Annotated in this window: 9 protein-coding genes and 1 pseudogene; 5 read left to right on the top strand and 5 right to left on the bottom strand. The window is 72.2% G+C overall.

Translation table 11 applies throughout. The features are described 5' to 3' along the window. Positions 1 to 390, bottom strand: a 390-nt coding sequence (locus tag ABZS58_RS49520; RefSeq protein ID WP_354791663.1) for a hypothetical protein, incomplete at its 3' end; no start/stop codon positions are given. Beyond that, positions 387 to 8,645: a hypothetical protein gene (locus ABZS58_RS49525; RefSeq protein WP_354791664.1), complete on the bottom strand. Its 8,259-nt coding sequence runs from the start codon at positions 8,643 to 8,645 to the stop codon at positions 387 to 389. The genes ABZS58_RS49520 and ABZS58_RS49525, both read right to left, overlap by 4 nt. 95 nt (positions 8,646 to 8,740) lie before the next feature. Between ABZS58_RS49525 and ABZS58_RS49530 the strand changes: the two genes are divergently transcribed. Further along, on the top strand, positions 8,741 to 9,625 hold the full coding sequence (locus tag ABZS58_RS49530; protein WP_344511260.1) for a hypothetical protein: 885 nt from the start codon (positions 8,741 to 8,743) through the stop codon (positions 9,623 to 9,625). Positions 9,626 to 9,640: 15 nt separating this feature from the next. After that, positions 9,641 to 9,946 carry a hypothetical protein gene (locus ABZS58_RS49535; RefSeq protein ID WP_203844309.1) on the top strand — a complete coding sequence of 102 codons (306 nt, stop codon included), beginning with the start codon at positions 9,641 to 9,643 and terminating at the stop codon, positions 9,944 to 9,946. Between the two features lie 50 nt (positions 9,947 to 9,996). Here the strand turns inward: ABZS58_RS49535 and ABZS58_RS49540 are convergent, their stop codons facing one another. Further along, a complete protein-coding gene (locus tag ABZS58_RS49540) occupies positions 9,997 to 10,860 on the bottom strand; it encodes an AraC family transcriptional regulator (RefSeq protein ID WP_354791666.1) in 864 nt (287 codons plus the stop codon). Positions 10,861 to 11,014: 154 nt separating this feature from the next. Here ABZS58_RS49540 and ABZS58_RS49545 point away from each other — a divergent pair, with 154 nt between their 5' ends. Together ABZS58_RS49545 and ABZS58_RS49550 are read left to right on the top strand one after the other, a co-directional pair. Then, a complete protein-coding gene (locus tag ABZS58_RS49545; RefSeq protein ID WP_354791668.1) occupies positions 11,015 to 11,320 on the top strand; it encodes an antibiotic biosynthesis monooxygenase in 306 nt (101 codons plus the stop codon). A gap of 49 nt (positions 11,321 to 11,369) precedes the next feature. Then, entirely contained in the window at positions 11,370 to 12,338 is a 969-nt protein-coding gene (locus tag ABZS58_RS49550; protein ID WP_354791670.1) for an alpha/beta hydrolase, read from the top strand. Between the two features lie 91 nt (positions 12,339 to 12,429). Here ABZS58_RS49550 and ABZS58_RS49555 read toward each other — a convergent pair. Then, positions 12,430 to 12,540: pseudogene (locus ABZS58_RS49555) on the bottom strand (ATP-binding cassette domain-containing protein); the annotation flags it as partial. 195 nt (positions 12,541 to 12,735) lie between these two features. Between ABZS58_RS49555 and ABZS58_RS49560 the strand changes: the two are divergent. Continuing rightward, positions 12,736 to 13,482, top strand: a complete 747-nt coding sequence (locus ABZS58_RS49560) for an SDR family oxidoreductase (RefSeq protein ID WP_354791671.1) — start codon at positions 12,736 to 12,738, stop codon at positions 13,480 to 13,482. A 313-nt stretch (positions 13,483 to 13,795) separates the two neighbouring features. On the opposite strand, the gene ABZS58_RS49565 is transcribed toward ABZS58_RS49560, so the two are convergent. Then, positions 13,796 to 14,677 (bottom strand): SMP-30/gluconolactonase/LRE family protein, encoded by an 882-nt coding sequence (locus tag ABZS58_RS49565; RefSeq protein WP_354791673.1) that lies wholly within the window; start codon positions 14,675 to 14,677, stop codon positions 13,796 to 13,798. Between the last annotated feature and the right edge of the window lie 186 nt (positions 14,678 to 14,863).

Consider the following 14,863-nt stretch of genomic DNA (forward strand, 5'->3'; position numbering starts at 1 on the left):
GCCGGCCCCGCCGAGGCCGCGCCGCAGGCGGGCGGCGCCGGCGCCGGCCGCGGGGGCCCCGACCCGGCCCCCGTCCCCCTCGACGGGCACCCGGCCGGCGCCGGCGCCGTCCTGGACCGACACGGCGGGGCGGGACGGGTCGGCACCGCGCACGATCAGCCCGGTGACGGTGGCGGCCGCGGCGGTGAGGGTCAGGGTGCCGATCTCGACGCTGCCGGTGCCGTACTCCGGGCGCAGGTGCACGTCACGGTCGAGCAGGACCGGCTCGGGATAGCGGCCCGGCGCGACCGCGATGGTGTCGCCGGGCGCGGCGGCGCGCACGGCCTCGGCGATCGTGCGGTGGGTGCCGCGGCCGCCACGGGCGCCGGAGACGGTCAGGACCCTGGTCATCTGGCGTAGTACCAGGGGTTGTCGTGCATGCGGAACTCCTTGAGGAGCTGCGACGTGACCGTCTTCTCGATGATCTTCCAGGGCAACTGGAGCGCGAACTCGGCGACCCCCTGGCGGTGGAACGCCCGGCCGCCGAGGCCGGAGTTGAAGAGCGTCTTGGCAATGCTGGTGGTGACGGCGCCGGTGACGCCGGCCGCGGCGGACAGCAGGCCGTCGTAGACGGCGGCGCCGCCGGTGAGGTAGACGGTGTTGCCGTTGGCGTCGGTGATGCCGAAGACGGCCGCGTTCATGCTGCCGTTGACGAAGCCGGTGAGCCCGGCGACCGGCACGTTGAACGCGAAGTCGTAGGTGCCGCCGCGCCAGCGGGTCGCGGTCTCGTTGCCGGCCCACTCGTTGGACCAGTGCTTGTCGTGGTTGAGCGGCTTGCGGTGCCAGCCCTTGCCGCCGTCGATGTTGGCGAGACCGGCCTTCCAGTCGCCGGAGCGTTGCATGGCGCCGAACTTGTTGTCGTGCACCAGCGAGCCGACGGCCTGCTTCACGGCCGCGCCGACGGCGGCGTTGGCGAACGCCTTCAGCACGTCCTTGCCGTTGAACTCGGTGCCGGCGATCGCGTCGACGATGCCGTTGACGGCGAGGTTCGCGGCGAACTCGAGCAGGAACTCCTGGGAGAACTCCAGGGCCGCCTTCTGCAGGGCGAGCTTCCAGTACGGCTCGTACAGGGCCTCGGTGTGCGTGCCGAGCCGCACCTCGCCGCCCCACTCCATGCGGTTGGCCTCGCGGATGCGCCGGTTCCAGCCGCGCACCTCGGTGACGCCGCCGCGGTAGTCGAGCTCGCGGCCGACGCGCTCCCAGACCCCGCCGGCGCCGCGTTCGAAGACGAAGCCGTCGTCGGTGCGGCGGGCGACGGTGAGCCCGGTGGCGTCGTACTCGCGCCACTGCCCGCGCCAGGCGTCGCGCTCCAGGAACCCGGCGCCGAGCTGCGAGCGGTCCCGGACGGTGGCGCCCATGTCGAACTCGCGCCACACGCCGGGGGTACCGAGGGTGTACTCGCGGATCCGGCCGATCTCAGCGCCCGCCGGGATCTCCCGGACCACGACCGCGGCACCGGCGCCGTCGGTGACCTCGTCGCGGAAGCGGGTCGCGCCGCCGAACCAGTCGGCGACCCAGCCGCCGGCGCCGTTGCCGGCGTTGGTGTCCCACCAGCGGCGCAGCGGGTTGGCGCCCGGGGCCGCCGCGACGTTGCCGTACTTGTCGATCTTCCGCCACTGCCATTCGTGCCCGCCGCCGGGCAGGTCGACCCGCCACGAGTCGACGTAGCCGCCGCCGTCGAGCATCCGGCGCTCGCGGATGAGGACCTGGTGGCCGTCGGCGCCGCGGACCGTGTCGCGGAAGGAGTCGTCGTAGGTGGTGTGCGGGCCGTTGAAGCCGCGCCCGTATTCGCGCGTGCCGGTCTGCCCGGCGCCGTCGCGCCACTGCCAGGTGCGGCTGTCGCTGCGCGCGTCGTAGCCGGACCAGCTCCACGTGCCGGCGCGCTCCGGGGCGTCGGCCTCGACCCGGCGGACGCCGCCGGCCGGGTCCGGCCAGTCGTCGGCGCGACCGATGACCACGCCGTGCGGGTCCTTGCGCACCCAGACGCCGGTGCCTTCGTGCGCGGCGCCGCGGCTGGCGAACCCGCCGTCGGCGGCACCGGCGGCGGGCGGGCGGTGGAACTCCTTGATCGAGCCGTCGGCGTACCCGGCGCGGGCGACGGAGTGCTGCTGGCCGCCGAACTCGTACCAGTTGCCCTGCTGCTGCCCCGGGACGAACCGGTCCTCCCAGATCCGGCCGTCGGGGTGCGGGCCGACGTTGACCCGGTGCCCCGACAGGTTGCCGTTGCCCTCGGTCCACGGGATGCGGTTGGCGTCGCGGACCGCGCCGCCCGGCAGCGGGACGGTGTCGTGGCCGACCTTCAGGGTGTTGCCGTGGTCGAGCTTGGCGCTGGAGCGCACGAACCGGCCGGCGTTGGTGAAGTCATAGGAGGCGTCGTTCATGCCGACGAACCGGAAGCCCTGCGCCCGCACGTTTCCATGGGCGTCGAGGCGGCGCCACTCGTAGAGCTGGAAGCGGGTGTCGGTGCGCAGGTGCGGGTTGGCGCGGAACACGTCCTCGTCGACGCCGGCGAGGAACTTGCGGGCCCACTGCGGCGGCCGCTGCTCCGACCACCGGCGGGACTCCAGGCGGTCGCCACCCGGCAGCGCCTCGAGCTTCCCGGCGTCCTTGCCGTGCGGGGAGTGCGTCTGCCACGTGTCCCGGCGCACGCCGCCGGCGCCGAGGTCGAACTGCTGATACACGCCGGCGTTCGCGGGGGCGTGCGCGGTGCCCCACTGGCGCTGCACGACCGGCCCGGGGTTACCGCCGGCCGGAGGCAGCCGGTCGGTCCAGCCGCCGTCGCGGTCCAGGGTGCGGGGGCCGTGGCCGAGCCGGTTGCCGGCGTCGTCGAAGCGGTGCCAGGTCCAGTCGCCGAGGGCGCCGCGCAGCCCCACGACGTCGCCGCCGCCGAGGCCCTGCCGGAACTCGTGCACGAGCCGGCCATGGTGGTCGACGTCCCGCCAGCCGGCGGCGTTGGTGTCGAACTTGCGCACGCCGTGGTCGACGACCCGGCCGTCGGGGGTGAGCTCCACCCAGTGCGGGCGCTGCGCGGTGCGGCCGAAGTCGCCGTCGATGCGGCGGAACACGTCGAGGCTGGTGCCGCCCGGGATCGGGCGCCGGTCGAAGACCTCGACGCCGGACCGGTTGAGCAGCCGGACCCGCCCGGAGCCTGCGGCGGCCGCGTCGACGGTCCCGGCGTGGAACGCGCCGGCGGGCAGCTGGACGCCGTTGTCGGCGAGGTGCCAGGTCCGGCCGGTGGCGTTGACGACGAACTGCCGGGTGGTGGGTGCCGCGTCGCGCAGCACGTTGAAGGACTGCTCCAGGAGGTTGCCGGCGGCGCCGTACCGGCGGAACTCCCCGGCGTGCAGGCCCAGCTGGTCGGTGACCCGGTAGCCGGTGCCGTCCGCGGCGACCTGGAGGCCCTGGATCCGCACGCCGGCGAGATCCTCGACGTGCCCGGCACCGCCGGCGGCCGGGGTGACCACGACCCGGTCGGCCCGGCCGGCGAGGTTGTGCACCGGCGTGCCGGTCTCGAGGTGGGCACCGGCGCCGTCGAAGCGCTGGAACGCGTTGCCGCCGAGCGTGTCCGTGATCTGGGTCCCGCCGCCGTGCGCCGTGACCGTGAATCTGGCGTCGGTGACCTCGATGCGGGCCGGCGCACCGCCGGTCGGCTGGACGTGGAAGCGGTCGCCGAGCACGCCGCCGCCCACGTCCCGCAGCGGCCGGCCGGTCTCGGTGAGCGCGCCGGTGCCGTCGAAGCGCTGGAACCCGTGGTGCGCCGCGGTGTCGGTGACCTGGAACCCGCCGCCGCCGTGCGCCGCGACCGTGTACCTGGGGTCGGTGACCTCGATCCGGCCGCCGGCGCCGTGCGCGTCCGTCACCCAGAACCGGTGGTCGAGGACCCCGCCGCCCGTGTCGGTGAGCGGGCGGCCCGTCGCGGTCAGGGTGCCGGCCTGGTCGAAGCGCTGGAACGCGTGGTGCGCCGCGGTGTCGGTGATCTGGAACCCCGGGCCGTGCCCCGCGACCGTGAATCTGGCGTCGGTGACCTCGATGCGGGCCGGCGCACCGCCGGTCGGCTGGACGTGGAAGCGGTCGCCGAGCACGCCGCCGCCCACGTCCCGCAGCGGCCGGCCGGTCTCGGTGAGCGCGCCGGTGCCGTCGAAGCGCTGGAACCCGTGGTGCGCCGCGGTGTCGGTGACCTGGAACCCGCCGCCGCCGTGCGCCGCGACCGTGTACCTGGGGTCGGTGACCTCGATCCGGCCGCCGGCGCCGTGCGCGTCCGTCACCCAGAACCGGTGGTCGAGGACCCCGCCGCCCGTGTCGGTGAGCGGGCGGCCCGTCGCGGTCAGGGTGCCGGCCTGGTCGAAGCGCTGGAACGCGTGGTGCGCCGCGGTGTCGGTGATCTGGAACCCCGGGCCGTGCCCCGCGACCGTGAATCTGGCGTCGGTGACCTCGATGCGGGCCGGCGCACCGCCGGTCGGCTGGACGTGGAAGCGGTCGCCGAGCACGCCGCCGCCCGCGTCCCGCAGCGGCCGGCCGGTCTCGGTGAGCGCGCCGGTGTGGTCGAAGCGCTGGAAGCCGTGGTGCGCGGCGGTGTCCGTCACCTGGAACCCGCCGCCGTGCACGGCCGTGGTGAACCTGGGGTCGGCGACCTCGACGGTGTGGCCGCCGCCGTGGGTGACGACGAACTGGCCGCCGACGGGGGCGCCCGTCGCGTCCCGCAGCGGGCGGCCGGTGGCCGTCGCGGTGCCCGTGGCGTCGAAGCGGTGGAAGCCGGCGCCGTCGGCGACCTGGAAGCCGTCGCCGTGCCGCGTGATCGCGTGGCCGCCGGTGCTCTCGACACGCACGCCGCCCATGGCGTACCCGCCGACCGGCTCCACCGCGAACCGGCCCTGCAGGTCGTGCCCGTCCAGGCCGCGCAGGACCGTGCCGACCTCGGTGAGGTCGCCGTCGGCGTCGAAGCGGCGGAACCCGGTGCCGCCGCCGATCTGGTACCCGCCGTCGAACTCCGTCACGGTCAGGTGCGGCACGACGGCGCCGTCGTCGTCGATCAGCCGCAGCTGCACCGCGCCGGCGGCGTCGACGTGCTCGTCGATCCGCAGCCCGAGCCCGTCACCGTCGGCGCCGCGGAGCACGACGTGCCCGTCGATCGGCGCGCCGGCCCACAGGTCGTTGACCATCCGCGAGAGGTTGCCGCCGCCGCCGAGCAGCCGCGGCCGGTCCCGCAGCGAGCTGGCGGTGAGCTCGGAGATCCGGGCGTCCATCACGGCCGGGTTGACGCCGAGGCCGCGCAGCTCGGTCTCCAGGCGTTCGACGCGCATGAGGGCGGCCTGGTGGGCGTTGCCGGCGTGCACGTGGGCGACACCCGGACCGCTGGACGACTGCCCGGGCCGGGCCCGGATGTTGTCCCAGAGTGCCTCGACGCGGCCGAGTTCGTTGCGGGCTCCCGTGTACTGGCCCCAGGTGTCCAGGCGTTGCCGGCGCAGCGGATCGTCCATGGCGCCGAACAGTCCGGCGATGCGGTTGCTGTCACGTTGCCAGGCGGCGTCCAGCTGCGCGCCGGTCGGGCGGGCGTTCGACGCCGGCGGGAGCGGGGTGGCGCCGACGTCCCGGACCGCGGCGCCGCCGGCGTGCGGCGCGCCCCGGCTGATCTGGGTCTGCAGCAGGCCGAGCGCGAGGGTGACGGTGACCGGGTCGACGCCGGCGTCCGCCGCGCCGCCGCCGGGTGGGGTGGCCGGCCCGGGGTCGATGTCGCCGCCGGCCCGTCCACCCGGCCCCAGGTCGACGCCGGTGCCGACCCGGCCGCCCGGACCCAGGTCGACGCCGGCGCCGGCCCGTCCGCCCGGGCCCAGGTCGACGCCGGTGCCGGTCCGGACGGTGTCGTCTGCGCCGTTCAGGGCCCGGACGTCGACCGTGAGCTGGGCGACCGGGGGCGGGGGCTGCACACCGGCGAGGTGGGCGGGGCTGCCCGAGGCGCCGGCTGGCACGTGGACCGTGGGGGTGCCGGTATTGTGCGGGCCGTGGATCGGCGGGGCACCGGGGTCGCGCGGGGGCGGGCCGTGCAGGGCGGACGGATCCGCGCTGTGCGGCACCGGCGTGTGCGGGACGACGAGGTCACCGTTGTGCGGGGTCGCGTGCAGCGCGCCGTTCACGTTCGGCGGGGCGCCCGCGACGTGGGCCGGGGTGGGATGCAGGCCAGTGGCGCCGTTCAGACCGGGCGGGGAGCCTGCGACGTGGGCCGGGGTGGGATGCAGGCCAGTGGCGCCGTTCAGACCGGGCGGGGAGCCTGCGACGTGGGCCGGGGTCGTGGCCGGAGCGCCGGGATGGGCGGAGACGCCGTCGAGGCGGGTGACGACGAGCTGGGACACCGGTGGGGTGTCGAGGCCCCGGCTCAGGGCGCCGAGGTCCTGCGACACGTGCTGGGCGCCGATCGCGAGGCCGGTGTGGTCGCCGATACGGGCGCCGGCGCCGTTGACCGCGCCGCCCGGGGTGCCGATCAGCGTGTGCGCGGTGGGCGCCGCACCCGGGTGCTGGGCGAGCAGGTCCATCGCCCCGGCGTGCGCCGAGGGCGGCGGGCCGAGGTGCAGGCCGTTGTGGACGGACGGGGACGGGGTGGCGTGCGTGAGGGCGCCCGGCGTGATCGCGTCCCCGAGCGCGACCGGCGCGGGACCGCCGTGCGTGAACCCGCCGGGCGCCGGCACGCCGTTCGCGATGACTGTCGGCGGGGGCGCGGCGTTCGCCAGTACCGGCGAGACACCGGCATGCGTGAGACCCGTCGGTGGCGGCACGGCCGTCGCGAGGACCGGTGTGGCGCCCGCGTGGGTGAGACCCGTCGGCGGGGGGACGGCGTTGGCGAGCACCGGGGAGGCGCCGAGGTGCGTCACGGCGGTCGGTGGGGGCGCGGCGTTGGCCAGGACGCTCGCCGGCGGGACTGCGTTGTGGGCGATGGCGCCCGGCGGGGTCAGATGGACGGCGCCCGCCATGGAGCCGGTCTCACCGAGGTGGACGCCGCCGAGCAGGGCGCTCGGCGGTGGGGCGGTGACCGCGGAGATGGTCGGCAGGTGCAGGTTGCCGCCGACGCCCGCGTGCTGCGCCGGCGACACCGGCTGCAGGTGCACGCCGGCGCTGACGCCCGTGCCGGGGTCGATGGTGTGCAGGGGCGGCATGCCGATGGTCATGCCCTCCAGCCGCACCCGGGTCAGCGTGTCCATCGGCGACAGCATGATGGCGTCGATGCCGCGGACCGCGTCGCCGCTGAAGTGGAAGCCGTCGCCGATGGTGCTGTGCAGCTGCATCGCCGGCGGGGTCGGGGTGATCTTGCCGATGCCTTCGAACGATCCGACGTTGACGGTCTCGATCCGGGGCGGGACGGTGAGGTTGCCGGTGCGCACGTCGTTGAGGTCCAGGTGTACGCCGCCGCCCCCGCTCTCCGGGAGGAAGACGTGCGGGCGGGGCAGGCCGTACAGGTGATGCCCCATGACGCCGCGGTCGAAGACGGCGAGCTTCATCGCCTTCCACACGCCGAGGTGCAGTTCGTCGGCCTCGGCGGGCAGGAAGAGCCGCAGCCAGCGGTTGCCGCCGAACTCGGTCTTCAGGAACGTCCAGGTGCTGGCGCCGAACTTGGCGACCATCGAGGGCACGCTCGTGGCGAAGGCCTGGATACCGCGGACGCCGTTGACGATGAAGAGCCCCGTCTTCGACAGCGCGATGCCGGTGAGGGCGGGCAGGTCGGTGATGCCGGTCCGCAGCCACAGGGCGCCGTTGCGGATCCAGGTGCCGGCGACGGTCGCGATGTCGTGCAGTCCGGGGAGGATCACGAACGGGTGGCTGATGATGCCGCGGAACGCGTTGCCGAAGAACTTGAACACCGCGAACGCGCCGGCCTTCAGTCCGTTCCAGGCGAACTTCGCGCCGGCGGCGATGATCTGGAAGATGGGCACGGCCCGGGTGGTCGGGGCGAGAATGCCCAGGGCGGAGAGGAAGAACTCCAGCGCGGTGGCGTTGCCGTGGGCGAAGTCGACCGCGGTCTTGATGAACAGGGCCAGGTTGACGCCGATGGCCACGAGCGCGATCGGGCCGCCGAAGACCAGCGCCGGCAGGATCAGGGCGATCGCGATCCACTTGAAGATCTCCCAGAACTCCTCGCAGCCGGAGACGGGCTGCTTGATGTTCTGATACGCCTCGACGATCCGGTTCGACGCGGTGTCGGCCGCGGCGCTCTGGTGCTCCCCCGCGGTGCGGGCCGTGCCGGTGAGCGCCGGCCGGCCGGGGTCGTCCTCAGCCATCCCGCGGGCCTGGGTGAGGGCCTGGTCGGCGCGCCACTGCTCGTCGCGCATCACCGCCACGTAGGTGGTGAGCGCCGTCGCCGACCACTCGAACGCCTCGGCGAGGCTCTGCACGAAGCCGCGCAGCCGGCCACTGATCTTCTCCCGTAGCGCCTCGGCGGTCTTGCCGGCGAACGCCTCCGGGCCGGCGGTGTCCAGGACGGCGGCGAGCGCGGTGTCGACCTCGCGGGCGACGGTGCCGAGGCTGCGTAGCGAGGCGATGACCTCGTCGATCCGGGCGGGGTCGCCGGGGGTCGGGTCGCCGCCGAGGCCGACCTTGTCCCAGTCGGTCGGTCGTGGCACGCGGACACCCCCTTTTCGCCGGATCTGCATGACCACGTGTGAACCCGCCGGACGGTTCACACGTGGTCGAGGCGGGACCACGAGAGGAGGCCGCGTTGCCCGACTTCGCCATCGACTACGGGCTGTTGCACGAGGCCAAGAAGGACCTGCACGATCTCGCCGACCGGATCGGGCCGAAGCTCGGCGACACGGTGTTCTCGCAGGTCGGCAGCATCGAATACGAGGACTCGGACGCGGTGTTCGGCAACGACGGTCTGGCTGGGTCGTTTCGCAGCCTGTACCGGATGGCCCAGCACCCGATGAGCAAGGCCGAGGACGACCTGCGGGAGCTCGGTGACATCTTCGGCGCGGTCGCCGACGGGTACTTCGACGTCGACGCCCAGATCGCCAATGGGATGGGCATGATGGGCGCCAGCCTGGACCTGGACCGCTGGAAGGACTCCAAGGACGCCTGGGACTACCTGCAGGCGCACCGCGGTGACTGCGTGCCCGGGCCGGACGGGTCGATGCCGGGCTTCTGCTCCGCGACCGACCCGGGTCCGCCGCCGACCGACTCGACGATCACGACCGAGACGGGATCGGTGCACACCCACCTGACGCTCGACGAGAACTACAACGTGATCAAGGAGGAGACCACGGTCGTCAACGGCGACCAGCGATACACCTCGACCACCACGTATTCGGCGGATCGCACGTCGTACACGACGGACACCACCTACAGCGACGGCAGCACGACCCATTCGGTGACGACGACGGGTGAGCACGGCTCGTCGGTGACCGACACCACGGCGGGCGACGGCTCGACCACGCACACCGTCATCGCCCTGAACGAGGGCGGCGGCGGCACGATGACCGTGACCGAGAGCGACGGCACGGTGACGAAGTACACGCGCGGCGATCAGTACGCGCGGTGGGACGAGGTCGAGAAGACCACGCCCGAGGACGAGACCGACTACTCCAGCTACCCGATCGGCGTCTGACCGAAGGAGCCCGCCATGCCCAACATCTCACTCGACTACGACAAGATCGAGGCGACCTCGACCCGCCTCGACGGCGCCGTCCGCGACATCCTCCCGATGCTCGAGTCCCTGCGCAGCGACGTGTCCAACCTGCTCGAGGACGGCCTGGTCTTCCAGCAGTCCAGCCCCGCGATGAAGGAGTCGTACGACAAGTTCAACACCAGCCTCCTCGCCGCGATGAAGGGCATCAACGACTTCGCGAAGCAGTTCCGCGACATCCGCACCTCGATGGAGGAGATGGACGTCGACATGGCCGGCAAGATCCGCTCCGCCGGCTCCTGACCCCACCGCCGTTGCTGGTCCGCTCCCGGGCGGACCAGCAGGGGCCGGGATCAGTCGCGCAGGCGAGCGGCGTCCTGGCTCGGTGGTGCGCCGAACTGGCGGCGGTACTCCCGGCTGAACTGTGAGGGGCTGTCGTAGCCGACGCGGTAGCAGACGGCGGCGATGTCGCCGGGGTGGGTGGCGAGCAGGAGCCGGGCCTGTTGGAGCCGGAGCTGTTTCTGGTACTGGATCGGGCTCATCGCGGTGACGGCCTGGAAGTTGCGGTAGAACGCGGACACGCTCATGCCGGACAGCTGCGCCACGTCCTCGACGCGGAAGGACTGTGTGTAGTGGTCGCGGATCCAGCCGGCCGCGCGGGCGATATGGGTGAGGCTGCTGTCGGCGAGGCCTAGCTGGCGGACGGCGGCGCCCTGCTCGCCGGTGACGAGTCGCCAGAGGATCTCCCGTTTGATCATCGGCGCGAGCACGGCGATGTCGCGGGGCCGGTCGAGCAGGCGCAGGAGCCGGATCGCCGCGTCGAGCAGGTCGCCGGAGGCGTTGCTGACGGCGAGGGCGAGCGGGGTGCCGCCGGCGGCGGGTGGAAGGTCGCCGGGGGCCGCCTGGAGCAGCAGCTCGGCGATCATGCGCGGGTGCAGGACCAGGCCGAACCCGATGGCGGGCACCTCGGTGTAGTGGCCGGTGACCGGCAGGTCGACCGAGGCGACGAGGTACTGCCCGGCACGGTACTCGTAGACGCGGTCGCCCAGCGCGAGCCGCTTGGCACCCTGGGCAATGAGTGCCAGCACCGTGCCGGACGTCGACGGTGCCGGCGGCTCCGGCTGCTCAGCCTGCGCGATCAGGACGTCGTCGATGGCGGTGCTCTGGTCGGGTCGCACGTGACGGGCAAGCAGGGCGCGCAACTCGTCGAGGGGCATAGCCCGATTGAAACACCAACCGATACTCGCCGCAACGATAGGATCAGGCAAGAGCTCGGGAGCATCGTTCTAACGTTTCCGCTGGTAGCGATGCTTACATGGGGTTGTCGATTTCTTCGGATCGCACAACAGCTCCGCGAATGAGGAGAGCCCCATGAATGCCAGGCACGGTTTCCACGCCACCATGACCGCGCAGCCCGGAAAGGGCGACGAGCTGGTCGAGTTCCTGCTCAACGCGCCGTCCCTGCACAACGACGACTGCGTCGTCTTCCTGGTCGGCCGCTCGGCCGGCGACCCGGACACCGTCTTCGTCACCGAAGGGTGGACCAGTCAGGAGGCCCACAGCCGGTTCTTTGCCACCGAGGAGGCGCAGGCGCTGGTCGCGAAGCTCCAGCCGCTGCTCGCCGGCGAGTCGGCGTACCTCGACGAGGTTCCGGTCGGTGGCAAGCCCGCGTTCTGAGACCGATCCGACCGACGGCAACCCACCCTCAGACAACAAGGAGACCATCGTGAAACCGGCCCGCCCCGACATCGACCCCGAGCTGCGAGCACTCCTCGCCGACGTTCCGCTCGCGTCCGAGCTCACCGCCGAGGTCCTCGCGCAGGTACGCCAGTTCGCGTCAGCGCCTGTCGAGCCCCTCCTCGACGGTCGCGCCGTCAACCGGCGCGAGATCGTCATCCCGAGCCCGGACGGCGCGCAGATCCCGCTGTCGATCTTCGCCCCCGCCGGGGCCGACCGCTCCACGGCGGCACCGTGCGTCTACTGGATGCACGGCGGCGGGATGGTCATGGGAGATCGCTTCTCACAGATCGACATCCCGCTGGAATGGCTCGACATCTTCGGCGCCGTGGTCATCTCCGTGGACTATCGACTGGCGCCGGAAGTCTCCGGCACGACCCTGGTCGACGACTGCTACCACGGTCTGCTGTGGACCGCCGAGCACGCCGACGAGCTGGGTATCGACCCCGCCCGCATCGTCGTCGCGGGTGCCAGCGCCGGCGGTGGTCTCGCCGCCGGCGCCACCCTGATGGCACGCGACCGTGGCACTCCGGCGATTGCCGCCCAAATGTTGATCTACCCGATGCTCGACCACCGCAACGACACCACGTCGAGCCGGCAGTACTCCAGCGAGCCCGGTGTCTGGACCCGCGAGATGAACGAGTTCGGGTGGCGATCCGTGCTCGGCGACCGCACCGACGGCAACGTGCCCGGCTACGTCTCGCCTGCCGTGGCCGACGACCTCTCGGGCCTGCCGACCACCTACATCGACGCCGGCACCGCCGAGGTCTTCCGCGACGAGGACGTCGACTACGCCGTCCGGATCTGGGCCGCCGGTGGCCAGGCCGAACTGCACATCTGGGCAGGGGGCTTCCACGGCTTCGACGCGCTGTACCCGCACGCGCGGATCTCCGCCGCGGCCCGCCGGACCCGCAACGACTGGCTCGCACGGACACTCGGCCCGGCCTCCGGCGCCTAGCCACGCGTGACTCATCGGCCCTGACCGCTCCACAACGCTCAGGTCCCGGTGCCGAGCGCGGTCACCGGCGATCCGGCCATCGGCGAGGAGTGCCGGTCGGTTCGTCGGCGAACATCACCTCCGGCTGGGAGACCCGGGCTCCCGCCGGCCCGACCCGCTGCTGCTGGCCGCCGGACAGTTCGCTGGGCCGGCGGCTGAGCCGGGGCACCGATGCGGAACAGATCGAGTGGGCCGGCGGCGGTCGCTCGCAGTTGACCGCACTACCCCTGCATGGGTCCGGATTCTGCTCACAAAGCGAGCATCAGGCAAGAAGTCGCGAGGATTCCTCTAACACTCCGTGCGGCCGTCGGGTTTGTCTGGTGAGGTGAACAAGCAGGCAACGAGCCAAGCAGTAACCGTGGTGACGGGCGCGAGCGCCGGCATCGGGCGCAGCGCCGCCGTCGAGATCGCCGCACGCGGCATGGGTGTGGTCGTGACCTACAACTCCCGCCCCGACGGCGCAGAGGAAACCGTCGCCATGATTCGAGACAACGGTGGGCACGCAGTCGCGTTGTCTCTCGACATCGGACGGAGCGAAACCTTCCCCGCGTTCACGAGCGAACTCGCCCGCGTCCTCAGCGACGAGTGGGGCACCGACACGATGCACTCGCTCGTCAACAACGCCGGCTTCGGCGGCGGCCGCGGGTTCGAGGACATGAGCGAGGAAGCGTTCGACCAGTACTACCGTGTGCTCCTGCGCGGGCCGTACTTCCTCACGCAGACGCTCCTGCCGCTGATCCGTAACGGCGGCTCGATCGTCAACACCTCCAGCAGCTCGGTACGGCCCGGTGACACCGAGGCCGGCTACTCGGGATACGCCGCGATGAAGGGCGGCCTGGTGATCGCCACCCGGTTCCTCGCGAAAGAGCTGAGCCCTCGAGGCATCCGCGTCAACTCGATCGCCCCGGGACCGACCCGCACCCGCATCGCCGACGACGCATTCGAAAAGTACCCGCAGATCATCGACGGCATCGCCGCCAAGACCGCGCTCGGCCGCGTGGGCGAGCCGGAGGACATCGGCAAGGTCATCGCGTTCCTCGTCTCCGACGACTCCGCGTGGATCACCGGGCAGGACATCCAGGTCGCAGGTGGGTACGCCCTGTGAGGAACCCCAGGGAGCGGTTCGGCACGGTGGTGCTCACCGGATCGTGACCACCGACGGATTCGAACGGACGCTGCACAGCGCGACCACAGGCGTCCTCAATCGCCGGGTCGCAGTCGTCTTCGGCGCGACCGGATGGATCGGCCGAGCCATCTGCCACGAGCTGGTCCGGGCAGACGCGAGCATCGTCATGGTCGGCCGAGACGCGATGCGGACTCGGTGAACAAGGCGGTGGCAGCAGCAAGGATCTCGACCCTGCGACTCGATGACGGGATCAGCTCGACGCTTCGCGTCGATGGCGCGGAGCTGATCCCGATCACGCTGGAACGACGACGGGCAATGCGATCAGGCTGGCTTCGCGGGCGGCCTTCCGCGCTCCTTCATGGAAGTCGGGGGCTGCGCAAGCGAAGAGCGTACGTCCATCGGAGCCGCCGAGCGCGCAGGCGTACACATTCGTTTCAGGCCGCACCTCGTCCGTGATCTCGCCGCCTTCCAGGACCCGGAGCAGCCGCGCGCCGGTCGCATCGGCGACCCACAGTCCGCCTTCGGCGTCAAGGCACGACCCGTCCCCCGCGACGCTGAGTAGGGGCAGAATCCGTTCGAAGTCCCGCTCGGTCGGCAGCGACCCGAATGCCGCCCATTCGCGGCGGTTGGTGAGCTGCCCGTCCGCGGTCAGGTCGAACGCCGTGATCCGGTTCCCCAACGTCTCGTTCACCAGCAGGGCGCCCTGCGGCGTGAGCACGATCCCGTTCGGGAACCACAGTTCCGTCGCCACCTCGGTCACCTCGCCGTCGGGATCCACCCGATGCAGCGTGGCCGGCGACACCGGCTCCCCACCCATCAGGTCGAACCCGAAGTTGCCGACGTAGGCGCGGCCCATTGGGTCGACGACCATGTCGTTCAGGTGCCCCGTCGCGTGTCCGCTCAGATCGGCGTGGGTGGACAGCGTGCCGTCGGGTTCACGGCGCAGCAGCTTGCGGTCGCGCATGGAGACGACGAGAAGGCGGCCGTCCGGCAACCAACCGAGTCCTGACGGCTGCTGGGGAACCGTGGCTTCGAGGCGAAGGTCTGCACCGTCTTCGTGCGCCGACATCACCCGGCCGGTGTAGAAGTCCGAGAACCAGATTCGATCGTCGTGCCAACGTGGCGCCTCAGCGAACGTCAAGCCGGCGACCACGATGGTCACTTCGAGGGTCATGTTCCTACTTCCTCACGGACGTCGTCTGATCCAACCACCTGGCGTACGAACGGGACTTGTCCAATGCTGGCGAATCGTTGCCTGATCCGACTGTCAACGGTCAGGACGAAGTCCTGTCCTGCGGTCTTTGAAGTTCCTTGTGGGCGGACACCAGAATTCCGTGCTGACGGTCAGGTGTTCTCCTCG

Source organism: Dactylosporangium sp. NPDC005555 (genome assembly GCF_040605635.1).
Taxonomy (GTDB): Bacteria; Actinomycetota; Actinomycetes; order Mycobacteriales; family Micromonosporaceae; genus Dactylosporangium.